At 68.5% G+C, this 23,310-nt stretch carries 21 protein-coding genes; 13 read left to right on the top strand and 8 right to left on the bottom strand.

Going from position 1 to position 23,310, the window contains the following annotated elements; translation table 11 throughout:
- The first annotated feature begins 51 nt into the window (after positions 1-51).
- From hpt to ACFVH2_RS17725, 3 genes are all read left to right on the top strand, one after another.
- A complete protein-coding gene (gene hpt, locus ACFVH2_RS17735; RefSeq protein WP_378423339.1) occupies positions 52-606 on the top strand; it encodes a hypoxanthine phosphoribosyltransferase in 555 nt (184 codons plus the stop codon).
- Between the two features lie 60 nt (positions 607-666).
- On the top strand, positions 667-2,004 hold the full coding sequence (locus ACFVH2_RS17730) for an amidase (RefSeq protein WP_378423342.1): 1,338 nt from the start codon (positions 667-669) through the stop codon (positions 2,002-2,004).
- Positions 2,005-2,119: 115 nt separating this feature from the next.
- A complete protein-coding gene (locus ACFVH2_RS17725; protein WP_378423344.1) occupies positions 2,120-3,574 on the top strand; it encodes a glycoside hydrolase family 5 protein in 1,455 nt (484 codons plus the stop codon).
- An 86-nt stretch (positions 3,575-3,660) separates the two neighbouring features.
- Here ACFVH2_RS17725 and ACFVH2_RS17720 read toward each other — a convergent pair whose 3' ends face one another.
- The 3 genes from ACFVH2_RS17720 to ACFVH2_RS17710 all read right to left on the bottom strand — a co-directional run bounded on the left by ACFVH2_RS17720 (position 3,661) and on the right by ACFVH2_RS17710 (position 6,655).
- The gene (locus tag ACFVH2_RS17720; protein WP_378423346.1) at positions 3,661-5,031 is read right to left on the bottom strand and encodes an MFS transporter; all 1,371 of its coding nucleotides are present in this window, start codon (positions 5,029-5,031) and stop codon (positions 3,661-3,663) included.
- A gap of 46 nt (positions 5,032-5,077) precedes the next feature.
- Complete coding sequence (locus tag ACFVH2_RS17715; RefSeq protein WP_378423347.1) at positions 5,078-5,470, bottom strand: carboxymuconolactone decarboxylase family protein; 393 nt, start codon at positions 5,468-5,470, stop codon at positions 5,078-5,080.
- 180 nt (positions 5,471-5,650) lie between these two features.
- Positions 5,651-6,655, bottom strand: coding sequence for an AraC family transcriptional regulator (locus tag ACFVH2_RS17710; RefSeq protein WP_378423349.1), 1,005 nt, complete (start codon positions 6,653-6,655; stop codon positions 5,651-5,653).
- Between the two features lie 183 nt (positions 6,656-6,838).
- Here ACFVH2_RS17710 and ACFVH2_RS17705 point away from each other — a divergent pair, with 183 nt between their 5' ends.
- The 7 genes from ACFVH2_RS17705 to ACFVH2_RS17675 all read left to right on the top strand — a co-directional run bounded on the left by ACFVH2_RS17705 (position 6,839) and on the right by ACFVH2_RS17675 (position 13,585).
- Positions 6,839-7,813: a quinone oxidoreductase family protein gene (locus ACFVH2_RS17705; RefSeq protein ID WP_378423351.1), complete on the top strand. Its 975-nt coding sequence runs from the start codon at positions 6,839-6,841 to the stop codon at positions 7,811-7,813.
- A gap of 90 nt (positions 7,814-7,903) precedes the next feature.
- Entirely contained in the window at positions 7,904-8,752 is an 849-nt protein-coding gene (locus tag ACFVH2_RS17700; protein WP_378423609.1) for a TauD/TfdA dioxygenase family protein, read from the top strand.
- 56 nt (positions 8,753-8,808) lie between these two features.
- The gene (locus ACFVH2_RS17695) at positions 8,809-9,864 is read left to right on the top strand and encodes a 3-keto-5-aminohexanoate cleavage protein (protein ID WP_378423353.1); all 1,056 of its coding nucleotides are present in this window, start codon (positions 8,809-8,811) and stop codon (positions 9,862-9,864) included.
- 110 nt (positions 9,865-9,974) lie between these two features.
- The gene (locus tag ACFVH2_RS17690; protein WP_378423355.1) at positions 9,975-10,556 is read left to right on the top strand and encodes an RBBP9/YdeN family alpha/beta hydrolase; all 582 of its coding nucleotides are present in this window, start codon (positions 9,975-9,977) and stop codon (positions 10,554-10,556) included.
- Entirely contained in the window at positions 10,553-11,317 is a 765-nt protein-coding gene (locus tag ACFVH2_RS17685) for a CoA transferase subunit A (protein WP_378423357.1), read from the top strand. Before ACFVH2_RS17690 ends, ACFVH2_RS17685 begins: the two co-directional genes overlap by 4 nt.
- Positions 11,314-12,006 (top strand): 3-oxoacid CoA-transferase subunit B, encoded by a 693-nt coding sequence (locus ACFVH2_RS17680; protein ID WP_378423359.1) that lies wholly within the window; start codon positions 11,314-11,316, stop codon positions 12,004-12,006. Before ACFVH2_RS17685 ends, ACFVH2_RS17680 begins: the two co-directional genes overlap by 4 nt.
- Positions 12,007-12,013: 7 nt before the next feature.
- A complete protein-coding gene (locus ACFVH2_RS17675; RefSeq protein ID WP_378423361.1) occupies positions 12,014-13,585 on the top strand; it encodes a long-chain fatty acid--CoA ligase in 1,572 nt (523 codons plus the stop codon).
- A 6-nt stretch (positions 13,586-13,591) separates the two neighbouring features.
- On the opposite strand, the gene ACFVH2_RS17670 is transcribed toward ACFVH2_RS17675, so the two are convergent.
- Positions 13,592-14,491, bottom strand: coding sequence for a LysR family transcriptional regulator (locus ACFVH2_RS17670; protein WP_378423362.1), 900 nt, complete (start codon positions 14,489-14,491; stop codon positions 13,592-13,594).
- 102 nt (positions 14,492-14,593) lie between these two features.
- Between ACFVH2_RS17670 and ACFVH2_RS17665 the strand changes: the two genes are divergently transcribed.
- Positions 14,594-15,655 (top strand): YeiH family protein, encoded by a 1,062-nt coding sequence (locus tag ACFVH2_RS17665; RefSeq protein ID WP_378423364.1) that lies wholly within the window; start codon positions 14,594-14,596, stop codon positions 15,653-15,655.
- A gap of 99 nt (positions 15,656-15,754) precedes the next feature.
- Here ACFVH2_RS17665 and ACFVH2_RS17660 read toward each other — a convergent pair whose 3' ends face one another.
- Positions 15,755-16,606: an alpha/beta fold hydrolase gene (locus ACFVH2_RS17660; protein WP_378423366.1), complete on the bottom strand. Its 852-nt coding sequence runs from the start codon at positions 16,604-16,606 to the stop codon at positions 15,755-15,757.
- 138 nt (positions 16,607-16,744) lie between these two features.
- Complete coding sequence (locus ACFVH2_RS17655; protein WP_378423368.1) at positions 16,745-17,320, bottom strand: TetR/AcrR family transcriptional regulator; 576 nt, start codon at positions 17,318-17,320, stop codon at positions 16,745-16,747.
- A gap of 68 nt (positions 17,321-17,388) precedes the next feature.
- On the opposite strand from ACFVH2_RS17655, the gene ACFVH2_RS17650 reads away from it, so the two are divergent.
- Entirely contained in the window at positions 17,389-17,958 is a 570-nt protein-coding gene (locus tag ACFVH2_RS17650; protein ID WP_378423370.1) for a dihydrofolate reductase family protein, read from the top strand.
- Positions 17,959-17,967: 9 nt separating this feature from the next.
- On the opposite strand, the gene ACFVH2_RS17645 is transcribed toward ACFVH2_RS17650, so the two are convergent.
- Together ACFVH2_RS17645 and ACFVH2_RS17640 are read right to left on the bottom strand one after the other, a co-directional pair.
- On the bottom strand, positions 17,968-20,004 hold the full coding sequence (locus tag ACFVH2_RS17645; RefSeq protein ID WP_378423371.1) for a serine/threonine-protein kinase: 2,037 nt from the start codon (positions 20,002-20,004) through the stop codon (positions 17,968-17,970).
- 85 nt (positions 20,005-20,089) lie between these two features.
- The gene (locus ACFVH2_RS17640; protein ID WP_378423373.1) at positions 20,090-20,722 is read right to left on the bottom strand and encodes a maleylpyruvate isomerase family mycothiol-dependent enzyme; all 633 of its coding nucleotides are present in this window, start codon (positions 20,720-20,722) and stop codon (positions 20,090-20,092) included.
- A 252-nt stretch (positions 20,723-20,974) separates the two neighbouring features.
- Here ACFVH2_RS17640 and ftsH point away from each other — a divergent pair, with 252 nt between their 5' ends.
- Positions 20,975-23,296, top strand: a complete 2,322-nt coding sequence (gene ftsH, locus ACFVH2_RS17635; protein ID WP_378423375.1) for an ATP-dependent zinc metalloprotease FtsH — start codon at positions 20,975-20,977, stop codon at positions 23,294-23,296.
- The last annotated feature ends 14 nt before the right edge of the window (positions 23,297-23,310 follow it).

The raw sequence follows: 23,310 nt of genomic DNA, 5'->3' as shown, positions 1-23,310 counted from the left end.
GGCCGAGCCGGGCCGGGCACACGCCACCAAGAAGCAAAAGGGGCTAGCGCCGTGTACGAAGGCGATATCGCATCGGTCTTGATTTCCGAGGAGCAGATTCGTGACAAGACGGCCGAGCTGGCCGCCGCGATCGCGGAGCGCTACCCGGACGGTGCACCCGAGGGCGACCTGCTGCTCGTCGGCGTGCTCAAGGGCGCGATCTTCTTCATGACCGACCTGGCGCGGGCGCTGCCGATCCCCACTCAGATGGAGTTCATGGCCGTCAGCTCCTACGGCTCGTCCACCTCGTCGTCGGGTGTGGTGCGGATCCTCAAGGACCTCGACAAGGACATCGCCGGGCGGCACGTGCTGATCGTCGAGGACATCATCGACTCCGGGCTGACCCTGTCCTGGCTGATCCGCAACCTGTCCACCCGCAATCCGGCCTCGCTCGAGGTGGTCACCCTGCTGCGCAAGCCGGAGGCCACGAAGATCGAGGTCGACGTCGAGTGGGTCGGCTTCGACATCCCCAACGAGTTCGTCGTCGGCTACGGCCTCGACTACGCAGAGCGCTACCGCGACCTGCCCTACATCGGCACCCTCGAGCCCAGCGTCTACGGCGGCTGACCCGCCTTCCACCCGTGCGGCGATGCACCCGGTCGAGCGGCGATTCGAGCGCATAATCGGGTGATGGACCCGGAATTCACCGCCTCCTCCATTGCCGCGCGGGTGCGTTCGGGAGCGCTCACCCCGACCGAGGCCGTCGATGCCGCGCTGGTGCGAATCGCCGAACGCGATCTGCAGCTGGGTGCATTCGTGGCGGTGCGCCCGGAGCGGGCCAGGGCCGAGGCGGCCGCCCTGGCTGCCCGGGGCGACCTCTCGGACTTGCCGCTGGCCGGGGTGCCGATCGCGATCAAGGACAACGTGCCGGTGACCGGCCACCGACTCGGCAACGGATCGCGCGCGAGTTCGCCCCTGCCTGCGACGGCCGACCATCCGGTGGTGGCGCGGTTGCGCGCCGCGGGCGCGGTGGTCGTCGGGCTCACCGCCGTGCCCGAGTTGTGCCTGTGGGGGACGGCCGACACCCCGGAGGTGATCACCCGGAACCCGTGGAACCCGTCCCGGACGTCGGGCGGTTCGTCCGGCGGATCGGCGGTCGCGGTCGCGGCGGGCATGGTCCCGGCCGCGCACGGCGCCGACGGCATGGGTTCGATCCGGATCCCGTCCGCGGCGTGCGGGGTGGTCGGGATCAAGCCGGGCCGAGGCCTGGTGCCCGCCGAGCTCGGCGTCGACTCGTGGTTCGGGATGTCGGAGAACGGTCCGATCGCGACCACCGTCGCGGACGCCGCGCTGCTGCTGTCGGTGATGGCGGGCCGGCCCGAACTCTCCGAGGTCGCCGATCCCGGCCCGCTGCGGATCGCGGTGTCGACGCGGTCACCGCTCGCGTTCGTCCGGGTCGATCCGCACTGGCGGGCGGCGGCGGAGCGGGCCGCGGCCGCGCTCGGCGGGGCGGGCCATCACATCGCGACCGCACAGCTGCCGTACCCGGCGAACCCGCTCCCGCTGATCGCGCGGTGGACGGCGGGCACCGCGGCGGATGCGGCGGAGCTGGATCCGGCGTTGCTGCAGCGGCGGACCCGCGGGCACGCGGCGGTGGGTCGACGGCTCGCCAGGTTCGTCAAGCCCGAGCAGGTGGAGCGGGTGCAGCGGGCGCTGGACGGGTTCTTCGCCGACTACGACGTGGTGATCACGCCGACCCTGGCCGCGGCGCCGATTGCGTCGGCTCGGTGGAGCGAGAAGTCGTGGCTGTCGAATGTGGTCGCGAACGTGCGGTATGCGCCCTTCCCCTCGTTGTGGAATCTGGCGGGGTGGCCGGCGGCGAGCGTGCCTGCCGGGATCCACCCGCAGACCGGGACTCCGCTCGGAGTGCAGATCGCGGCGCCGCCCGGCGGCGAGGGAAAGATCCTGGCGGTGGCCGCGCAGCTGGAGCAGCTGCTGCCGTGGACGAGGGTCGCGTCGGTGTGACGGACGAGGGTCGCGTCGGTGTGACGGAAACCCGATGCTCCGTCTTGTACCCCCGACAGGTTGCGTGTGGCTAAACTCTGGGCAAACTGGACGGTTGTTTAGGAGGCACACGCTCGTGCGCACACTGCTTTTGGTAGTCCTCGCGGCCCTGACTCTGCAGGCGGCCCCGAGCGCTGCGGCAGCGCCTGCCCCCGCCGGCTGGTCGTTGCCGAGGCTGACCGTCGAGAACCGCACGATCAAGGACGTCGACGGGCGCACGGTGCTGTTGCGCGGTGTGAACGTCAACCAGCTCAACGACTATTCGGACAACGGCACCGGCCTGCCGACGGTGATGCCGCTCCACCGCAGCGATTTCGCGGGGATGGCGGCGCTGGGATTCAACGTCGTGCGGCTCAATGTCGCGTGGTCCAAGCTCGAGCCCACCCCCGGTGCGTTCGATCAGGACTACGTCGGTCGGATTCGGGAAGCCGTGTCGGACGCGAAGGCGCACGGTCTGTACACGGTGCTCGACATGCACCAGGATGCGTGGGGTCCGTCGGTGGGCACGCCGAAGGGCGAACAGTGCCCCCCGCTGACGAAGCCGGGGATCGGGTGGGACGGTGCGCCGGAATGGGCGACCATCACGCACGGTTGGACGACGTGCAACGTCGGGGGTGTCCGTGAGGTCTCGCCTGCGGTGGCCCGCGCATTCCAGTCGTTCTACGACGACGAACAGGGCGTGCAGGGTCACCTCGTCGCGACCTGGGCCCGGCTCGCGGCGGAGTTCAAGAACGAGCCCGCGGTTGCCGGTTACGACCTGTTGAACGAGCCCAATCCCGGTCTTCGGGACCCGGTCGCGGCGGCCGACCAGCTCGGTCGTTTCTATCAGCGCGCGATCGCGGCGATCCGGCAGGCGGAGGCGGGTGGGTTCCCGCACCTGGCCATCTTCGAGCCGAGTGCGATCTGGTCCGGGTTCGGGCTCGACGCGGTGCCGCCGCGTCACTACGTGTCGGATCCGCTCGTCGTCTTCTCTCCGCACCTCTACAGCCAGTCGATCACCGTGAGCAGCGACTTCCCGACCCTCGAGGAGGGATTCAAGATCGCCGCGGACGCGGCCGCAGGCTACGACGCACCGCTGTGGACGGGCGAGTGGGGCTGGTGGGGTGACAATGCGGCGGCCGACACGGACCGATTCACGGATGCGATGAACCGGTACCGCATCGGCGGCGCGTGGTGGTCGTGGATTCAGGCGTGCGGCGATCCGCATGCCGTGCGGGACGGCAACACGTCCAAGCCGCAGGAGAACCTCAATGTCGTCGACTGCCCGTCCGGCACCCCACTCGGGTTGCAGAACGACGTCGCGGCCGCACTGGCACGTGCGTACCCGCGCGCGGTTCCCGGTGAGCTGACCGAGGTCACGGCGATCGGCTTCGCCGGCAAGGGGTCGGGTCGCGTGGAGGCGTGGTACCCGGGCGACGTGCGGCCGCAACTGCGGACGGTCAACATGTCGGATGTGGTGCTCGAGGGCGTGGACGGCGGCTGGCGTATGACGGCGCATGCCGAAGGCGCGTACTCGGCAACGATGGGCTGACCGGTATTCAGCGAACTCGGACCTGTTGTGGTGAGATCGATTCCACCACAACAGGTCCGATTTGGTTCGACCGACGAGGCCTAGGCCTAGGCCGAGGCGGAGGCCTTGGCTGCCGCGGAGGCGGTCTGGTCCGCGAGCTTCGCGAGTCCGGCCGGGTACATCCGCCTGCCGAGGTACAGGGCGACGATCGCCAGGACGTACACCAGCGGTGCCAGTTGCAGCGCCTCGACCAGCCCGAGTCGGTCGGCGAGGAGACCGATGACGAACGGTCCGGTCGCCAGCCCGAGGATGTTGTTGGCGACGGTCAGCGTGCCCAAGGCGGACGAGCGCACCGCCGGGTGGGTCAGCCCTGCCACCACCGCCGCGGTGGGCCCGGAGGATCCCGCGGCGAAGAAGGCTCCGACACCGAGCAGGATCAATTGCGGCGCACCGGTGTGCAGGTGGAACGCGGTCCCGAGCATCACCAGCGAGATGATGCAGAACGCGATGGCGCTGGTCCACTTCCGTGACGGGTCGTTCCGGCTCACGCGGTCGGTGATGAACCCGCACACGACCATGCCGGAGCCGATGAGCAACACGAACACCGATGCGACCACCGCGGCCTTGTCGGGGGCCAGGCCGTACGTCCGGTTGAAGAAGCTCGGCATCCAGGCGAGCAGGACGGCCGCGGTGAACATCTGCAGGCCGCCGCCCAGGTACGCGCACCACACGGCGGAGTTGGTGAACAGGCTCGACACCGGGACCCGGACCGGCCTTCCGGAGGCACCGATGAGTGCGACGTCCTCGTTGACGGCATGCTCCGCGAGTCGGCGCTCGGTGACGACGGCGCGGAACACGGCGACCAGCAGGAGTCCGAGGACTGCCATCGCCGTGAACGACCAGCGCCAGCTCAGATGCACCGCGATGACACCTCCGAGGGAGACACCGACGACCGAGCCGAAGGACCCGCCGGCCATGAAGGCGCCGCTGAGTGTCGAGTGGACGCGGGGGGCGAAGACGCTGAGGACCACCGCGATGCCGACGCTGCCGTAGGCCGCCTCGCCCACGCCCACGAAGAAGCGGGCGACGAGCAGTTGATCGTAGTTGGAGGCGATCGCGCAGCTGAGGGTCGCAATGCTCCAGATCACCGCCATCAGGGTGAGGCTTCGGACACGACCCCACCGGTCGGCGAGCAGCGACAGCGGGAACGTGAGCAGCCCGACCATCAGCGCGACGATGCTGACGAGAGATGCGAGTTGCGAATCTGTCAGCGCCCATTCGGACTTGAGGAACGGGAACACCGCGCTGAGAACCTGGCGAGACATGTAGTCGGACAGCAGCAGTGCGAAGGTCAGTGCGAACACGAGCCAGGGGTAGAGCCTCCGGCGTCCGCGGTGCGGGCGGTTCTCGGCGGTCGCGCTGGGCGCGGGGCCGGCGGAACCGGACTCGTGGTCGGTCAGGGTGGAAGTGAGTTCCATGGTGCTCCTCATTCGGCAGAGGGACGGAAGGTGCGGCGGCAGGCGGTCAGCGCGCTGCGCGCCGGGATTCGAACGCGTCGAGTTCCTCCGCGAGAATCGGCACGCCGAGGTTGCAGGCGTGGATACCGAGGACGCTCACCATCTCGAGAACGGTGAGGATCTCCTGCCTGGACACGCCGAGCTCGAGTGCGGCCCGGATGTGCCGGCGAACTCCCGGCGCGTACATGTGGGTCGCGGCGGCGTCGATGGCGATGCTGAGCAGTTCCACGAACTCGGGCGAGAACACCCCCCGACGCACGGGGGTCGCATTCATTGCCATGAACTGCTCGGTCCATTCAGGATCCCATTGGAACAGCTTGTCCCACATAGGATTCCAGTTTCCCTCGCGCTGCATGCGGTCGATCGTGGGAGTAGGTGTCAACTCGGGGCTCGTCGTCATGCGTCGCTCGTTTCACGAATAACGAAAATGGATGAGATGCGGGCAACGATCCGGCCGGATGGTGGCCTGTATCACACTACGTCGCACGTGAGTCGAATAATTACCCCTGCGGGACGGGATGCTGTGCATATCGGGACATGGCCGGGAGGGTGGACTCGGCCGGTCGACCGGAAGGACCGGCTATCCCGCGGATTGCGTGCGCCACGCACGTGGGCTCATGCCGAACCGCTGGTTGAACCAGCGGGAGAAGCTGCTCGGCGTAGAGAAGGCGAGCATCTCCGAGATCTCCGTGAACGAGTATCGCCGGCCCGTGACCATGCGGTTCGCGAGTTCGGCTCGCGTGGAGTCGACGACCGAGGTGAACGTCTGTCCGGACTTCGTGAGGTGTCGATGCACCGTCCGTCGGTCGACGCCGAGGCTGCGGGCCACCTGCTCGATCGAGCACCGCCCGGTCGGCAGCAAGAGGTCGACGAGCTCGCGGATGCGGTTGTCGAGCGTGGGTTCCTCGGGGACGGTGAGTGTGTCGAGGAACTGCTGCGCGTACGACCGCAGGTGTGGGTCGGACAACCTGTTCGGTTCGTCCAGATCGCCTGTGTACGTGACGATTCCCGTGAAGTCGCTGTCGAAGTGGAGTGGTGCGTCGAAGACCTGGCGATGCGTCGTGTCGTCGGTGGGTCGGCTGTGCTCGAAGCACACCGACACCGGGTGCCATCGATCGCCGAGGAGCTGCCGCAGGAGCTGGTGGGTCACGGTGACCGCCAGTTCCACCGACTGCCGAACGGGGATCGGTTCGCCGGGCTCGACGCTGATCCGGATGGTGGTGAGGCCGTCCCGCTCCGACATCCGGATGTGCAGCGACTCGTTGTACATGTGCTGATACCGAATGAGCATGCGGAGCGCGCTTCGGGCGTCCGGCTCCTCGCGGATGCTCACGCTGAGCGGACCGAGGGTCGACAGTCGTCGCCGCTCGGCCAGCTTGAGTGCGAAGTCCTGTCGCCCCGACGTGGCCGCGGACTGTTCGAGGAGCCGGGCGACCGCCGATGCGGGCACCCAGCGATCCTGGAGCTCGAGGCCTCCCGGATCGAGGCCGGCGCCGCGAAGCATCTGCACCGGGTCGAGTGACAGCGTGCGGCTCAGCTCGATGTAGCCGGTCAACGCCGCATACCGCGCGAGGGGTTTTGCCACTCGAGTCACCTCTTCTCGATCGCGTTCGACTCGTCTCGGGCGCCTGCGGTACCTGTCCCGAAAGGCGAACAATTATGTCCCGTAGGGGTAAGTGTGAACCTTCTCTCATCGTTAGTGTCGTGTCAACTGAGTCACATCGGAACGTCGTCTGCTTCCGGTGGAACCACGATCAAGGAGAAGGCAATGGCGAAAGCGATCCGCTTCCACGAAACCGGCGGTCCGGAGGTCCTGCAGTGGGAATCCGTGCAGGTCGGCGAGCCGGGGCCGGGTGAGGTGCGGGTTCGCCACGAGGCGGTCGGCCTGAACTTCGCCGACACCTACTTCCGTACCGGACTGTACCCGGCGCCGCTGCCCGCGGGCATGGGCGTCGAGGCCGCCGGTGTCGTCGAGGCCGTCGGCGCCGGCGTCACGGGGTTCAAGGAGGGCGACCGAGTCACCTACACCGGCAGCCCGCTCGGTGCGTACAGCACCGAACGGCTGATGCCGGCTGAGCACCTGATCTCGCTGCCCGACGGCATCGAGTTCGAGACCGCCGCGGCGATGACGATGCGCGGGCTGACCTCGGCCTACCTGCTGCGCCGAATCCACCCGCTGAAGGCCGGCGACACCGTGCTGCTGCACGCCGCCGCCGGTGGCGTCGGACTCATCTTCACTCAGTGGGCAAAGCTGTTGGGTATCAAGGTGATCGGCACCGTCTCGACCGACGAGAAGGCTGTGGTCGCGAAGGAACACGGCTGCGAGCACGTCATCGTCTACAAGCGCGAGAATGTGGCCGAGCGGGTCCGCGAGATCACCGACGGCGTCGGCGTTCCCGTCGTGTACGACAGCATCGGGGCGACCACCTTCGAGACCTCCCTGGACTCGCTTGCGAGGCGTGGCCTGATGGTCTGCTTCGGCACCGCCTCGGGACCGACCCCGCCCATCATCGCCCAGCAGCTGGCCGTCAAGGGATCGCTGTACATCACCCGGCCGGCTCTCGCCGACTACATCGCGGATCCGGCCGAGCGGGCCGAGCTCGCGGGCGAACTGTTCGGTCATGTTGCGGCCGGCCGCATCTCGATCGAGATCAACCAGCGCTACGCCCTCGCGGACGCCGAGCGAGCGCATCGCGACATGGAGTCGGGCATCAGTATCGGCTCCTCGGTCCTCACAGTCTGAAAGCCCGTCCACCCGACCGCAAAGGAGAGCGTCATGACCACAATCATCGACCGCGCGGACGTTCGAACTGCAGCCGCCCCGGTGCCGACGATGGATGCCCGGCGGCTGACCTGCAGCATCGGCGCGGAACTCGTCGGCGTCGACCTCGCCGAGATCGCCCGCGACGACCGACTGTTCGCGGAGCTGAAGTCCCTGCTGCTCGAGCACAAGGTGCTGTTCTTCCGGGATCAGGACATGAGCCGCGCCGAGCACGTGGCGCTCGCCGAGCGGTTCGGCTCGCTCGAGGACCATCCCGCGCTGGGCAGCGATCCGGACCATCCCGGCCTCGTCCGGATCTACAAGGACCTCGACAGCCCACCGGAGCGGTTCGAGAACGCCTACCACTGCGATGCCACGTGGCGGGAGAACCCGCCGATGGGGTGCGTGCTGCGGTGCATCGAGGGACCCGAGGTCGGCGGCGACACCATGTGGGTGAACATGGCTCTTGCCTACGAGCGGCTGCCCGAGCACGTCAAGGAGCAGATCGCGGGTCTGCGGGCGCGGCACAGCATCGAGGCGACCTTCGGCGCGCGGATGCCGATCGAACAGCGACTCGAGCTCAAGGAGCGCTTTCCGGACGCCGAGCACCCCGTGGTGCGCACGCACCCGGAGACGGGCGAGAAGATCCTGTTCGTCAACAGTTTCACCACCCACCTGACGAACTTCCACACCGCCGAGAACGTCCGGTGCGGCATCGACTACGCACCGGGAGCGGGGGAGTTGCTGCGCTACCTGCAGAGCCAGGCCGCGATCCCCGAGTACCAGGTGCGCTGGCGGTGGACCCCCAACAGCGTCGCGATCTGGGACAACCGCTCCACGCAGCATTACGCAGTCCAGGACTACTGGCCCGACGTCCGAAAGATGGAGCGCGCCGGCATCATCGGCGACCGCCCCTTCTGATTCACGCGAACCCCTTTTCACTTCAAGCCTTTCCAGCCCCTCGACAGGAGATTGACATGCATTTCCACGACGACGCTCTGTTCCCCGAGAACCAGGACAAGCTGGTCATCACCGTTGCCCCGTACGGCCCGGAGTGGGCGGTCGAGGACTTCCCCGAGGACCTGCCCCTGACGATGGATGAGCACGTCCAGCAGGCCGTCGACTGCTTCGAGGCCGGCGCCACCGTGCTGCACATCCACGTCCGGGAGGAGGACGGCAAGGGCTCCAAGCGGCTGTCGAAGTTCAACGAGCTCCTCGGCCGCCTCCGCGAGGCGGTGCCGGAGATGATCCTGCAGGTCGGCGGCTCGATCTCCTTCGCGCCGGAGGGCGACGGCGCCGACGCGAAGTGGTTGCCGGACAACGTCCGCCACATGCTCGCCGAGCTCGATCCGAAGCCGGACCAGGTCACCATCGCGATCAACACCAGCCAGATGAACATCATGGAGCTGATGACCCCGGGCGACATCAAGGGCACCTCCCTCGAGAACGCCGAGCTCGCCACGACCTACCGCGAGATGACCGTGCCCGCCGGCCCCGAGTGGGTCGAGGAGCACCTGCGCCGCCTGCAGGCCGCCGGCATCCAGCCGCACTTCCAGCTCTCGTCGATCCCGCAGCTCGAGACCGTCGAGCGGCTGATCCGCCGCGGCGTCTACACCGGTCCGCTGAACCTGACCTGGGTCGCCATCGGTGGCGGCTTCGACGGCCCGAACCCGTACAACATGATGCAGTTCATCGACCGGGTCCCGGACGGCGCCTGCCTGACTCTGGAGACGCTGATGCGCAGCGTGCTGCCGGTGAACACGATGGCCATCGCGATGGGCCTGCACCCGCGCTGCGGCAACGAGGACAACCTGTGGGCGCCGAGCGGCGAGGTCAAGATCACCTCCGCCGAGCAGGTCCGCCAGCTGGTGCGCGTCGCCAACGAGCTGGGCCGCGAGGTCGCGACCGCGAAGGAGGCCCGCGACATCTACCGGATCGGCACCACCTACGCCGACGCCGACGAGACCCTCGCCAAGCTCGGGTACGCGCCGAACCGCAAGCCGGGCCAGACCGGATTCACCCAGCACGCCTGACCAGCGCATCCGATGTCCGTGCGTGACCGGTACTCCCTCCCCGGTACCGGTCACGCGCCGGCGGCGCTGTCGCGCCGATCTGCTTGTGTACCACCGAATTTTGGAGCCTCATGAACAGCAATGCCGACCCGACCGTGGTGATCGTGCCCGGTCTGCGCGACCACGTAGCCGACCACTGGCAGACCCTGCTCGCGGCCAAGCTGGACCGGGTGCGCACGGTGCCGCCGCTCGAACACGACAAGCTCAGCCTGGCCGCTCGGGTGGCCGCGCTCGACGCCGTGCTCGCGGACGTCCACGGGCCGGTCGTCCTGGTCGCGCACAGCGCCGGGTGCATGATCACGGTGCACTGGGCCCAGCGGCCGACCCGCCCGATCCAGGGTGCGCTGCTCGCGACCCCGGCGGACCTGGAACAGCCGCTGCCCGAGGGCTACCCGACTTTCGAGGACCTCGCCAGCCACGGCTGGCACCCCATCCCGCGGGGCCGCCTGCCGTTCCCGACCATCGTCGCGGCGAGCGACAACGACCCGCTCGGCGGCCACCGGCGGATCGCGGGCATGGCGGAGACGTGGGGCAGCCGACTGGTCGACCTCGGCGACGTCGGCCACCTCAATCCCGCATCCGGCTACGGGTACTGGCCGCAGGCCGAGGAGCTTCTCGCCGATCTGATGTGCGTCAAGGAGGTCGCATCGTGACCCGGGTATTCGTCTCGGCGGCGGAGGCGGTGGCCGACATCGGTAACGGCGCCTCGCTGGCGGTGGGGGGATTCGGGCTGTGTGGCATCCCCGACGCGCTGATCGCGGCGATCGCAGACGGGTCTGCAACCGACCTCGAGGTGGCGTCGAACAACTGCGGAACCGACGGGTACGGGCTCGGGCTGCTGTTGGGGCAGAAGCGGATCCGTCGGGTCATCGCGTCGTACGTCGGCGAGAACAAGGAGTTCGCCCGGCAGTATCTGGCGGGGGAACTGGAGGTCGAGCTGTCGCCGCAGGGCACGCTGGCCGAGCGGCTCCGCGCCGGCGGCGCAGGCATCCCGGCGTTCTTCACCCCGGCAGGGGTCGGTACCCCCGTGTCGGAGGGCGGTCTGCCGTGGCGGTACGGCGCCGATGGTTCGGTCGCCGTAGCGTCCCCTCCGAAGGAGGTCCGTGAGTACGCGGGCAAGCGGTACCTGCTCGAGGAGTCGATCACCACCGACTTCTCGTTGGTGCACGCCGCGATCGGGGACACCGACGGCAACCTCGTGTTCAACCTGGCGGCTCGCAACTTCAACCCGCTTGCGGCAATGGCCGGACGAGTCTGCATCGCACAGGTGGAGACCCTGGTGCAGCCCGGTGTGCTGGACCCGGGACAGGTGCACCTACCGGGGATCTTCGTCGACCGCGTCGTCGCAACGGGATTGCAGGACAAGCAGATCGAGAAGCGCACGGTGACGGCGCGGAAGGAGGCCGCCGCATGAGCACGACGGTGACCGAAGTGGTTGGCTGGACCCGCGCGCAGATGGCGGCCCGGGCGGCAGCGGAGCTTTCGGCGGGGGAGTACGTCAACCTCGGTATCGGCCTGCCCACGCTGATCCCGAATCACCTCCCGGCGGGGCTCGAGGTGGTGCTGCACAGTGAGAACGGGATCCTCGGCACCGGTGCCTATCCGGACGAGGACGCGGTGGACGCGGACCTGATCAACGCAGGCAAGGAAACCGTCACGGTCAATCCCGGCGCCGCGTTCTTCGACTCGGCGCTCTCCTTCGGGATGATCCGCGGCGGGCACATCGACACCGCGGTGCTCGGCGGGATGCAGGTCTCGGAGTCCGGTGACCTGGCGAACTGGATGGTGCCCGGTGCGATGGTCAAGGGCATGGGTGGTGCGATGGACCTCGTCCACGGCGCCCGCCGCGTCATCGTGCTGATGGAGCACACGGACAGGTACGGCGGATCGAAGATCGTGCGCGAGTGCACCCTTCCGCTCACCGGTCAGGCCGTGGTGCACCGGATCATCACCGATCTCGCCGTCATCGACGTGACCGAGGCGGGTCTGGTGCTGCGTGAATGCGCACCCGGAGTGACCGAGGAGTTCGTGCGTGCTGCCACGGACGCACCGCTCGCGTCGTGTGCCGACACCGACCCCATCCTCCGCGACAACCGAAAGTGACTTCAGCGTGCTGAACCTGTCCATGCTTCTGGAGGACTCCGCTCGCCGCTACCCCGACCGGGACGCGGTCGTCCTGGGCGACCAGCGGATGACCTACGCGGAGCTGAACGCCCGAGCCAATCGGGTGGCGAACCTGCTGATCTCGCGCGGCATCACGCCGGGCGACCGGGTCGCGCTGTCCTGCTCGAACCTGCCGCAGTTCCCGATCGTCTACTACGGGATCCTCAAGGCCGGTGCCGTGGTCGTCCCCCTGAACGTCATGCTCAAGGGTCGCGAAATCGCTTACCACCTCACGGATTCGAGCGCCAAGGCGTACTTCTGCTTCGAGGGAACCGCGGAACTGCCGATGGGTGAGTACGGCCGCGCCGGATTCGTGGAGTCGGACGGGTGCCGGGAGATGTTCCTCGTCACCGCCGACCCCGCGGCCGTCGCGCCGGTCGACGGCGTCACCACGCTGGCGGCGGCGTTGGCAGACATGCCCGCGGAGGCGGAATCAGTGGTGCGTGAGGCCGGCGACCCCGCGGTGATCCTCTACACCAGCGGCACGACGGGCAAGCCCAAGGGCGCCGAACTCACCCACTCCAACATGGTGATGAACGCGGCGACGGCCAACAGACTGTTCGACAGCAACCCGATTCGCCGCGACACGTACCTCGTCACCCTGCCGCTGTTCCACTCGTTCGGGCAGACCGTCGTGATGAACGCGGGCCTTGCGGTCGGCGCCACCCTCGTGATGCTGCCCAGATTCGAGGCCGCCGCGGCCCTGCGACTGATGGTCGACGAGGCCGTCACCGTGTTCGCGGGCGTGCCGACCATGTACTGGGCCCTGCTCGGTGCTCTCGACGGCTCCATCGACGTGGAGCGGATCGCGGGCACCATCCGCCGGGCCATCTCCGGCGGCGCAGCGCTGCCGGTGGAGATCCTCAACCGGTTCGCCGAGCGGTTCGGAGTGCAGATCCTCGAGGGGTACGGCCTGTCCGAGACCTCACCCCTCGCACTGTTCAGCGACCCGGAGCGGGACCCGCGCCCAGGTTCGATCGGCGTGCCGGTGTGGGGGATCGAGGCGCGACTGGTCGATCAGGACTGGAACACGGTGTCGGGCCCGGACGCGGTCGGGGAGATCGCGTTGCGTGGGCACAACATCATGGCGGGCTATCTCGGCCGCCCCGCCGCCACCGCCGAGGTGATGCGGAATGGTTGGCTACGCACCGGTGACCTGGCCCGCTGCGACGACGACGGCTTCTACTACATCGTCGACCGGGCGAAGGATCTCATCGTGCGCGGCGGGTTCAACGTCTATCCCCGCGAGATCGAGGAGGTCCTGCTGACTCACGAGGCAGTCTCCCTGGCCGCGGTCGTCGGTGTCCCGCACGAGAGTCACGGCGAGGAGATCAAGGCATTCGTCATCCTGGAGCCGAACGCGCAGATCACCGAGAGCGAACTGATCGCCTGGTGCAGGGACCAGATGGCGAACTACAAGTACCCCCGCCACATCGAGTTCGCCACCGTGCTGCCGATGACCGCCACCGGGAAGATCCTCAAGCGTGAACTCTCCGGGATGGTCTCCGCCACAAGGTGACAACCGTCAGCGCGCGGTGCGGCGGACCAGTCGGACCAGGTCGCCGGCCGGCCCCTCGAGCTGGCGCGGTGGGCGCCACACCGCGCGCAGCGTGCGAGCGAGGTCGAGCCCGTCGACCTCCACCGCCCGCACGTCGCCCGTCGCCAGCTGATCGGACACGGCCAGCGAGCTCAGCACCGCGGGTCCCACGCCGCTGAGCACGCTGGTCCGGATGGCGGCCGCACTGCCGAGTTCGAGAAGTGGTGCTGCCCGGTCGTATTCGTGCAGCGCGACGTCGAGGGTGGTGCGGGTGCCGGAGCCGGGCTCGCGGACCACCAGGGGGGTGCCCGCGAGCTCGGCGACGGACAGCGCACGCCTGCGCCGTGCCCACGGATGGTCGGGGTGGACGACGACGATCAGCCGGTCCCGGGCCACCGCGACACTGTGCAGCGGGCGGGGCACCGTCGGTGACTCGACGAAACCGATGTCGCAGGATCCGGCGGTCACGTCGGCGAACACCTGGGTGGAGTTCCGAACCTGAAGGTGGATAGTCACATTCGGATCCACTTGGCGGAACTGCCCGAGCCAGCGGGGCATGAGGTGCTCCGCGACGGTCATGCTCGCACTGATGGTGAGCTCGGCGGCGCGCTTCTCGCGCATGCCCTCGGCGACGTGCAGCAGTTGACGGGCGTCGGCGAGCACCTGCCTCGACCAGTGCGCGATCACGGTTCCCTCCGGCGTCAACGTCGATCCGGTCGGCTTTCGCTGCAGCAGTGCTGTGCCGATCTGTGCCTCGAGCCGTTTGATCGCGCGACTGGCGTTCGGCTGTGCGATTCCGGCGACTTTGGCAGCAGCGCTGAGGCTTCCGTGATCGTCGACCCCGACGAGCAGCTCCAGCACGTCGAGATCCGGCCATCGGGGGGACATCCGAATACTATATGCCATTCGAAGGTTTCATATCAGTTTGATATGCAGCGATGGTCAATCGGGGGCTACCCGGACGGGCCGGTGTGGCGAAGAGTTGCAGGCATGTCCCAAGAAGTTGACGAAGCCACCCGAGACCGCCAGCCGTCGGCCGGCCGAGCGGCCGTCGTCCAGTCCCGACCGCGGTCGGTCGGCATCGCGACGGGCGTGGGCCTGTGCGCGGTCGGCGCCGCGATCGCCATGGGGGTCGGGCGCCTCGTCCCCGCGGTGAATCCGATGCTGATCGCCATCGTGCTGGGCGCGTTGATGGCGAACCTCGTCACCGTCCCGGCCTGGATCCGGCCGGGGCTGGACTTCTCCGCCAAGCGACTGCTCCGAGTGGGCGTCGCACTTCTCGGGTTTCAGCTGATGTTCAGTGACGTCATCGGTCTGGGATGGGGGGTGATCGGCGCCGTGGTGGCCATCGTGGTCCTCGGGATCGTGGGAACCATGTACGTCGGCAAACTGCTCGGGCTGTCCTGGACCCAGCGGGTGCTCATCGCCTGCGGATTCTCGATCTGCGGTGCGGCTGCCGCGGCGGCCGCCGACGGCGTGGTCGATGCGAAGGAGGAGGAACTTCTCACCGCGGTCGCCCTGGTGGTGGTCTTCGGAACGCTGATGATCCCGACGATCCCGCTTCTGTCCCATGCCCTCGGACTCACGGACCGGCAGGCGGGGATGTGGGCGGGTGGATCCATCCACGAGGTCGCGCAGGTGGTCGCCGCGGGTGGTGTCATCGGCGGGGGAGCGCTGGCGGTCGCCACGGTCGTCAAGCTGGCCCGCGTGCTGATGCTGGCGCCGGTAATGGCGTACCTCGGTGCGCGGCAGCGTCGGAATGTCGACGGGAGCGGCAAGGCGAACTCCAAGCAGCCGCCGCTGGTTCCGATGTTCGTCGTCGCCTTCATCGGGTGTGTGGCGCTGCGTTCCTCCGGCATGCTGCCCGACGTTGTGATCGCGCAGGCGAAGGTGCTGCAGACGGCGCTGCTGACGGCGGCCATGTTCGCCCTCGGGCTCGGTGTCCGGGTGACGCTGTTGCGCTCGGTCGGGCCGCGCCCGTTCGTGCTCGCCGCGATTTCCACGGTGTGGGTCGCGGTCGTCGCCCTGATCGGTGTCTGGATCGTGAGCTAGCACCGAAGGTGCTGGCCGCCAGCGCCGAAGGAGCAGGCCGTGCGGGCGTTCGAGCGCCCGCGCGGCCCACTCATGTGTAGCTGAACTACCTGGTCACCCTCATCGATCTGCCTCGTGTTCGGGCTGAGGGCGCTCCGTTGTGCGGGTGAGGAATTCGCCGGCAACCGGCGCGAGGAGCTTGATGTTCGGGTTGTGGCTCAACTTCGGTACTTCTCGGTGGGTTGCGTTGGGCAGCACCGCGGTGATCGCCGCCGCGCCGGTGCGCAGCAGGGCGCCGCTCTTCTCCCCGGAGATGACCAGGGTCGGCGCGGTGACGGCGCTCCAGTCGGCGGGGTCGAGTGCCGCGCCGCGCATGTAGGGGCCCATCACGGCCCAGTCGTGTGCCGTCGAGGGGGCCGTGGCGAGCAGGTTCTTCCACATCGGGGTGAACCGCATCATCGCGGTGAACAGACGCGGCATCCCCATGGCCTCGGTCATGTAGATCCTGACGGTCTCGGCGCGTCGCCCGGCATCGATCATCTCGTGCAGCCGCACCTGCAGATCCGCTGCGGGGACGAAGTTCTCGTGGTCGACGACGAACGGTGGCTCGAAGGCGACCACCCGGCTCACGCCAGGCACCCGAGCCGCGGCCAGCAGTGCCAGCCCCGCGCCCGAGGACCAGCCGAACAGTGCCGCCGAGCCGCCGACGGCCTCGACCAGCGCGGCGATGTCGTCGATCTCGTTCTCGACGTCGTAGCTGCCCGGCGTATCGGTGCTGTCGCCACGGCCGCGGCGGTCGTAGTTGACGACGGTCAGGTGGTACGTCTCGGCGAGCTGCTCGGCCAGTGCCACCATCTTCGGGAACCTCCGCTCGCCGAAGGCGCCGCCGATCAGGATCACCGTCCCGGCGTCACCACCGACGTAGCGGTCGAAGGCCAGCACGATTCCGGCTGGTGTGGTGATGGTTTCCATGGTTGAGGCCTTTCGTTCCGGCGATACACGCTGCTGTGATCGAGGTGGTCGGTGATGTAGACGGACCGCGGCGCCGGAAATCATCGCTGCGACCGTCGATGCTGGCGGGGTGCAGGTCAGAGGTGTCGCAATGTGACGTCAGGTCTGCGGCAGGACCCGTTCCACGATCCGGGTCACCAGGTCGTGCATCTGTTCCTCGGGGAAGACGTCGGGAAGCGTGAGGTGCTCGACGATCAGCCAGTTCATCGAGAAGTACAGCGCGAGGACGCTGGTGGTGTCCCCGGGCAACCCGGAGTCCAGATGGTAGGCCACGTTGGCATCGACGTCCGCGCGGATCCGGGTGGTGAGCACGTCGCGGAGTTCGGGGCGTCGGGTTGCCTCGAGCCGAAGTTCGAGCAGGGCCAGGTATCCGGTTCGGTAGGCGCTGATGCGGTCGACGAGTTCGCGCATCAGCGCAGCCACCCGGGCGCGGTCGCGCGGACCGGAGAGGCTGGCCGCGATCGTGGACGCATCGGGCTGCAGGCGTTCGTAGATGCGGCCGCCCGCCTGGGTGAGCAGGTCGTCGCGGTTGGTGAAGTAGTTGGAGGCGGTGCCTGCCGGCACTGCGGCCTGTTTGTCCACGGCCCTGAAGGTGAGGCCGCGGGCCCCCTCGGCGGCCAGCACCTCGATGGCGGCGTCGACCAGTGCCGCCCGTCGTTCCGTGTTCTGCCGCATTGACACCACTCCAGTCGTAGTACTAAGTTCAAACCACTTCAGATAGAGTACTACGAACGGAGTTGTTCATGCGAAAGCTGGTCTACTACGTCGGTGTCTCGCTCGACGGCTACATCGCGGGCCCGAACGGGGAGTACGACTTCTACCCGGTGGGTGAGGACCTCGCGGCCTACATGAACGCCCAGTTCCCCGAGGTGGTCCCGGCGCACGTCCGCGAGGCGATCGGGCTCGAAGCCGAACCGGTGCGCTACGACACCCTGATCATGGGGCGCGGCACCTACGAGCCCGCACGGTCCGTCGGCATCGCCAGTCCCTACAGCCCGCTACGCCAGTACGTCGTGTCCACGACCCTCGGTGCGGTGGATCACCCGGACGTCGAGGTGACCGCCGACGACCCGGCCGAACTCATCCGGCGGCTCAAGCAGGAGGAGGGGAAGGACATCTACCTGGCCGGCGGGGGCAAGCTCGCGGCGTCGGTGCTGCCCCAGATCGACGAGCTGATCGTTAAGCTGTACCCGGTGGTCGCGGGCGCCGGCATCCGGGCCTTCTCCGGAGAGTTCCAGCCGACGATGTTCACCCTCACCGGCACCCGCGCCTTCGACAACGGCACTCTCGTGCTGACCTACGACCGGGCCTGAGCCGGACACTCAGCGTTCGGCGCGTTCGTGCGAGACGACCCGCTCGAGCGCATGCAGGTCGACCTCGAGCTGCCGGAACAGCCAGTAGGCCCAGACGAACGCGAAAATGGCTCCCACACTGAGGATTCGGACCGCGCTGATCATCGCGCCGATCTGGTCCGGGGACAGGAAGGTGATGCCGGCGACCGCGACCAGCGGAACCGAGGCGGCGACCGCGAGGTATCGGGTGCTGCGGCGGTCGAGTCCGCGCAGCTTGCGGTCGTCGTCACTGCTGGTGATGCCGAGCGGCAGCAGCACCGGGTACAGGCAGCGCACCGCGTAGAAGGTCACGAAGAAGAACGGATAGGCGACCGCGATCGCACCGCACACGACCAGCGAGCCGAGGAAGTGCACGTACGCGCCCGGCGGTACGCCGCCGGCCGCGACCTGGAGCGAGATCGGATACGCCAGGCCGGCGAACGCCCAGAGTCCGAACACGACCAGTACGACCCGGTCTCCGAGCAACAGGGTGTCGGTGCGGGCGCGCGCGAGGGTCGGCGCGTCGTACCGTCGGCCCTTGCGGAGTCCGCGCGGCACGGTGAGCGGATAGCGGCACAGGAACAACAGGATGATCGCGCCGAGCGGGAAGGTGATGGCGTTGATCACGAACTGGATCTGCTCGAAATGGCGCTGCGCCAGCGGCGAGAGCGTGCTGATGATCAGGGTCTTGTTGTGGTGGTAGTTGTAGGCGCCCGCCAGCGCGTTGGGAATGGCGATGGCGGCGACCAGGATCGGAATTGCCCACCGCTGCATGACCCGTCGCCAACTGTGTGGTGGTGGGTCGACGAGGTCTCTGGCGTGAGGGTCCAGGCAGAGCTCGAACTGCTGCGCCAGTTCCGCGCCGCTCTGCCAGCGTCTGGCGGGGTCGGGGTCGAGACAGGTGCGCAGCACCCGGCGCAGCGCGGCGGGGCAGTCGGCAGGCAGGCTCACCAGCGCCTCGGGTCCGATACCGCGTTTGCGTGACTCGAGCATTGGCTCCAGGGTCGGCGCGGTCGCCCCCCCGGCCCCGAGGTCGGCGAAAGGTTTCGTGCCGGTGAGCAGTTCCCACAGCATGACGCCGAGGGCGTAGATGTCGCTGCGGGTGTCGAGATCGGCGGCGGTCGTCGGCAGGTCGGGATGGCAGGCTCGCAACTGCTCCGGCGACATGTAGGACAGCGATCCGCCGAAGTAGGCGACCGGGCTCGTGCCTGCCACCTGATCACTGAAGCTGATGTTGAAGTCGGCGAGCTTGGGTACTCCCTCCGCGGTCAGCAGGACGTTCGCGGGCTTGATGTCGCGGTGCAGCACGCCCCGCTTGCCCGCGTAGTCGAGCGCCTCGGCCAGCCTGCGGCCGAGCCACGCGACCGTCTCCGGCCAGGACAGTCCGGCGATCTCGGCCCGTACCGTCGAATCGCTCGGCCTGATCGCTCCCTTGCTGTCGAGCACCGCGTCGATCGAGTCGAGCATCAATCGCCCGGTGCGGAGGTCGGGTGGTGTGTCGCGGACCCGCTGCAGCACCCCGAGCAGGGTGCCGCCGGGCACGTACTGCATGTAGAGCAGCTTCATCCCGAGTTCCTCGACGACGCGCTGGTCGAAGACCCGCACGATGTAGTCGTGGTCGAGCTGGGCGAGGGTCTGGGGCTCGGTGCCGTGGTCGCGGGAGATCTTCACTGCGACCACCCGCTGCATGGACCGCTGGCGCGCGAGGAACACCCGGGCGAACGCACCCCGGCCGAGGGCGACCAGCAGGTCGAAGTCGTCGACCCGCTCGCCGGCGTCGAGGTCGTCGAGGGTGCGCCGGTCGCCGGGCCCGGCGGGGACGGTGCTGATGTCACTGCGATGTGCGGGATCGCCCGCGGTCCCGGTCAGCAGTGCTTCGAGCTCGGTCGGTTCCTCCGGCACGGCACGGGAGTACTCGTTGGTCGCCTCGGTGGAAGCCGCACTCCGCCGCGTCGCGTCGGAGACAACCGTTTCGTCGTCGTCGGCGACGGTCGCGTCGGGGGTGGATCGAGTCGGGCGATCCGTCATGAAGCCTTCTAGCGTTTCGGGGGCGCCGGACACTCGGCGCCCGCGAATTCAAGGGTATCCCCGCGGGCAGAACCCGTCAGCGCACTCAGAACGGCCACGGGGGCAGCTCGGGCAGGTCCTCACGGGTGGGCCTGCCGACGATCCACGCAAGTAGTTCGGCCCGCGGCAGATCGGGCAGCGGCAGGTCCGGCGCGACCCTCGCCAGCTCCGGCAGCTGCGAGTCGAGGGTCGACTCGACGAATTCGACCGGCCAGTCCAGGCAGGTGTAGCCGAGGTCGAGATCGACGTGGTGGATCTCGAGTTCGCGCCAGCGCAGTACCGGGACCTCGGCGGCGGGGACGGGCCTGCGCCATTTCACCGGGGTGCCGAGCAGGTCGGGCCCGATCGACCGCAGCGCGTCGATCACCCGCCCCCCGGCGAACCGAAGGTCCGCCGTCAGCAGTTCGACGGGGCGATCCGCGCCCTCCTCGATGGCGGCCGCGCGGGCGTCGTGTCCGCCCGGGTACATCTCGGGGGACGTCCCGTCGAGCACGCCGCGCGCGAGCCGGTTCAGGGCGTCGGCGTTGCGGGCCAGGTGGGTGACCAGGTGTCCGCGGCTCCAGCCGGGCAGGGCGGACGCGGCGCGGGCCTGCATCTCGGTCAGCGTGGCGAGTGTCTCCTCGACTCGCGCCTGGGACCGTGCAACCAGCTCGACGACCTCGGGATACGCCAGCGTCATGTCGGTGAGCGTAGCGAGCGGCGGCCACGCGCGGCGGGATCACACGTCGTTGGGCGTGCCCCGAGGAACCATCGGCGGGATCCGCGCGTTCTACTGTTCGGGACCGGTGCCGACACCGGCCCGCCGCGACGAGTGCTACCGGCATCACCAGCAGGGTTCGCGGTAACCTTGATTGTCCGGTGAGCAGCCGGAACCCGGCGCACCGAGCTCGACCGGAACTGGAAAGGACTGGCCCGTAGCGGCTGAACCTGTATGAACCGCAAGACTGTGTTTCGCAACCTGGCGATCGTCGCCGGCATCCTGCTGATCATCTATGCGTTCAGCTACTTCGGCAACGACACCCGCGGGTACAAGAATGTCGACACCTCGGTGGCCATCGCCCAGCTCGAGGCGAAGAACGTCACCAACGCGCAGATCGACGACCGCGAACAGCAGGTCAGGCTGACCCTGAAGCAGGGCAACTCCGCCACCGACGACTCGACCCAGATCATCGCCAAGTACCCGAGTGCCGCCTCCGAGCAGATCTTCAACGACGTGCAGAAGGCCGGGCTCGAGAAGTACAACACGAAGATCAGCCAGCAGAGCTGGCTGACGCAGATCCTGCTCTTCGTGCTGCCGATGGTGATCCTGCTGGGACTGTTCGTCTTCGTCATGGGCCGCATGCAGGGCGGCGGTCGCGGCGGCGTGATGGGCTTCGGGAAGTCGAAGGCCAAGCAGATGACCAAGGACATGCCGAAGACCACCTTCGCGGACGTCGCGGGCGCTGACGAGGCGGTCGAAGAGCTGTACGAGATCAAGGACTTCCTGCAGAACCCGACCCGCTACCAGTCGCTCGGCGCGAAGATCCCGAAGGGCGTGCTGCTCTACGGACCGCCCGGTACCGGCAAGACGCTGCTGGCGCGCGCGGTGGCGGGCGAGGCCGGGGTGCCGTTCTTCACCATTTCCGGTTCGGACTTCGTCGAGATGTTCGTCGGTGTCGGCGCCTCCCGGGTGCGCGACCTGTTCGAGCAGGCCAAGCAGAACAGTCCCTGCATCATCTTCGTCGACGAGATCGACGCGGTCGGGCGCCAACGCGGCGCCGGCCTCGGCGGCGGCCACGACGAACGCGAGCAGACCCTCAACCAGCTGCTCGTCGAGATGGACGGTTTCGGTGACCGCACCGGCGTCATCCTGATCGCCGCGACGAACCGCCCCGACATCCTCGACCCGGCGCTGCTGCGACCGGGCCGCTTCGACCGCCAGATCCCGGTCAGCAACCCGGACCTGGCCGGCCGCCGCGCGATCCTCAAGGTGCACTCGCAGGGCAAGCCGCTCGACCAGCACGCGGACCTCGAGGGCCTCGCCAAGCGGACGGTCGGCATGTCCGGTGCGGACCTGGCGAACGTCATCAACGAGGCCGCACTGCTCACGGCCCGCGAGAACGGGACGGTCATCACCGAGGCCTCGCTCGAGGAATCGGTCGACCGGGTCATCGGCGGTCCCCGCCGCAAGAGCCGGATCATCTCCGAGCACGAGAAGAAGATCACCGCGTACCACGAGGGCGGGCACACCCTGGCCGCGTGGGCGATGCCGGACATCGAGCCGATCTACAAGGTGACGATCCTGGCCCGTGGCCGCACCGGTGGTCACGCGATGACAGTTCCGGAGGACGACAAGGGCCTGATGACCCGCTCCGAGATGATCGCGCGCCTGGTGATGGCGATGGGCGGTCGTGCGGCGGAGGAGCTGGTGTTCCACGAGCCCACCACCGGCGCGTCCTCCGACATCGACCAGGCCACCAAGATCGCCCGCGCGATGGTCACCGAGTACGGCATGAGCGCCAAGCTCGGCGCGGTTCGGTACGGCCAGGAGCAGGGCGACCCGTTCCTCGGCCGCTCGATGGGGATGAACTCGGACTACTCGCACGAGGTCGCCCGAGAGATCGACGAGGAGGTGCGCAACCTGATCGAGGCCGCGCACACCGAGGCGTGGGCGATCCTCAACGAGTACCGAGACGTGCTCGACATCCTCGCGACCGAGCTGCTCGAACGCGAGACGCTGACCCGCAAGGACCTCGAGAAGATCTTCACCACCGTCGAGAAGCGGCCGCGGATCACCGCGTTCAACGACTTCGGCGGCCGCACCCCATCCGACAAGCCGCCGGTGAAGACGCCGCGCGAGCTGGCGATCGAGCGGGGCGAGCCGTTGCCCGACGATTCGGTGCGCAAGCCGGCGTTCGGTGATCGCCAGCCTGTGGGGGCAACAGCCCCCACACCGCAGAACGGATACCCGGCGCCCGCGCCGCAGAACGGTGGCTACCCGCAGCCGGTGCCGGGCGGTGGCTACCCGCCGTACCCGCCGCAGCAGCAGGCGCCGCAGCCCTCGCCGGGTTCGGTGCCGGACTACGGTGCCCCCGCCGGCTGGTCGGCCCCGGGCTGGCCCCCGCGGAACCCGAACGAGGGCCAGCACACGCGGCCCGCGGACAACCCGTACAGCGGGTACCCGCAGTGGAATCCGCCACCGCAGCAGTCGCACCCGACCGGCGAGAAGGACGTCTCGACCGAGCCGTGGGAGGGGCCGAACGGGCAGCAGTAGATTCGCGCGCACTA

Origin of the sequence: Rhodococcus sp. NPDC127527 (assembly GCF_042672245.1) — a bacterium.
GTDB lineage: Bacteria > Actinomycetota > Actinomycetes > Mycobacteriales > Mycobacteriaceae > Rhodococcus_G.
Note: the sequence above shows the minus strand (reverse complement) of the source record. Positions and strands in the feature narration are given on the sequence as shown.

Bases quoted from the DNA above. Each gene is read 5' to 3' on its own strand.
- ACFVH2_RS17645 (WP_378423371.1), bottom strand. From the start codon at position 20,004: ATGACGGATCGCCCGACTCGATCCACCCCCGACGCGACCGTCGCCGAC.
- ACFVH2_RS17690 (WP_378423355.1), top strand. From the start codon at position 9,975: ATGAACAGCAATGCCGACCCGACCGTGGTGATCGTGCCCGGTCTGCGC.
- ACFVH2_RS17670 (WP_378423362.1), bottom strand. From the start codon at position 14,491: ATGTCCCCCCGATGGCCGGATCTCGACGTGCTGGAGCTGCTCGTCGGG.
- ACFVH2_RS17650 (WP_378423370.1), top strand. From the start codon at position 17,389: ATGCGAAAGCTGGTCTACTACGTCGGTGTCTCGCTCGACGGCTACATC.
- ACFVH2_RS17660 (WP_378423366.1), bottom strand. From the start codon at position 16,606: ATGGAAACCATCACCACACCAGCCGGAATCGTGCTGGCCTTCGACCGC.
- ACFVH2_RS17680 (WP_378423359.1), top strand. From the start codon at position 11,314: ATGAGCACGACGGTGACCGAAGTGGTTGGCTGGACCCGCGCGCAGATG.
- ACFVH2_RS17715 (WP_378423347.1), bottom strand. From the start codon at position 5,470: ATGACGACGAGCCCCGAGTTGACACCTACTCCCACGATCGACCGCATG.
- ACFVH2_RS17665 (WP_378423364.1), top strand. From the start codon at position 14,594: ATGTCCCAAGAAGTTGACGAAGCCACCCGAGACCGCCAGCCGTCGGCC.
- ACFVH2_RS17705 (WP_378423351.1), top strand. From the start codon at position 6,839: ATGGCGAAAGCGATCCGCTTCCACGAAACCGGCGGTCCGGAGGTCCTG.
- ACFVH2_RS17655 (WP_378423368.1), bottom strand. From the start codon at position 17,320: ATGCGGCAGAACACGGAACGACGGGCGGCACTGGTCGACGCCGCCATC.
- ACFVH2_RS17695 (WP_378423353.1), top strand. From the start codon at position 8,809: ATGCATTTCCACGACGACGCTCTGTTCCCCGAGAACCAGGACAAGCTG.
- ACFVH2_RS17720 (WP_378423346.1), bottom strand. From the start codon at position 5,031: ATGGAACTCACTTCCACCCTGACCGACCACGAGTCCGGTTCCGCCGGC.
- ACFVH2_RS17700 (WP_378423609.1), top strand. From the start codon at position 7,904: ATGGATGCCCGGCGGCTGACCTGCAGCATCGGCGCGGAACTCGTCGGC.
- ftsH (WP_378423375.1), top strand. From the start codon at position 20,975: ATGAACCGCAAGACTGTGTTTCGCAACCTGGCGATCGTCGCCGGCATC.
- ACFVH2_RS17640 (WP_378423373.1), bottom strand. From the start codon at position 20,722: ATGACGCTGGCGTATCCCGAGGTCGTCGAGCTGGTTGCACGGTCCCAG.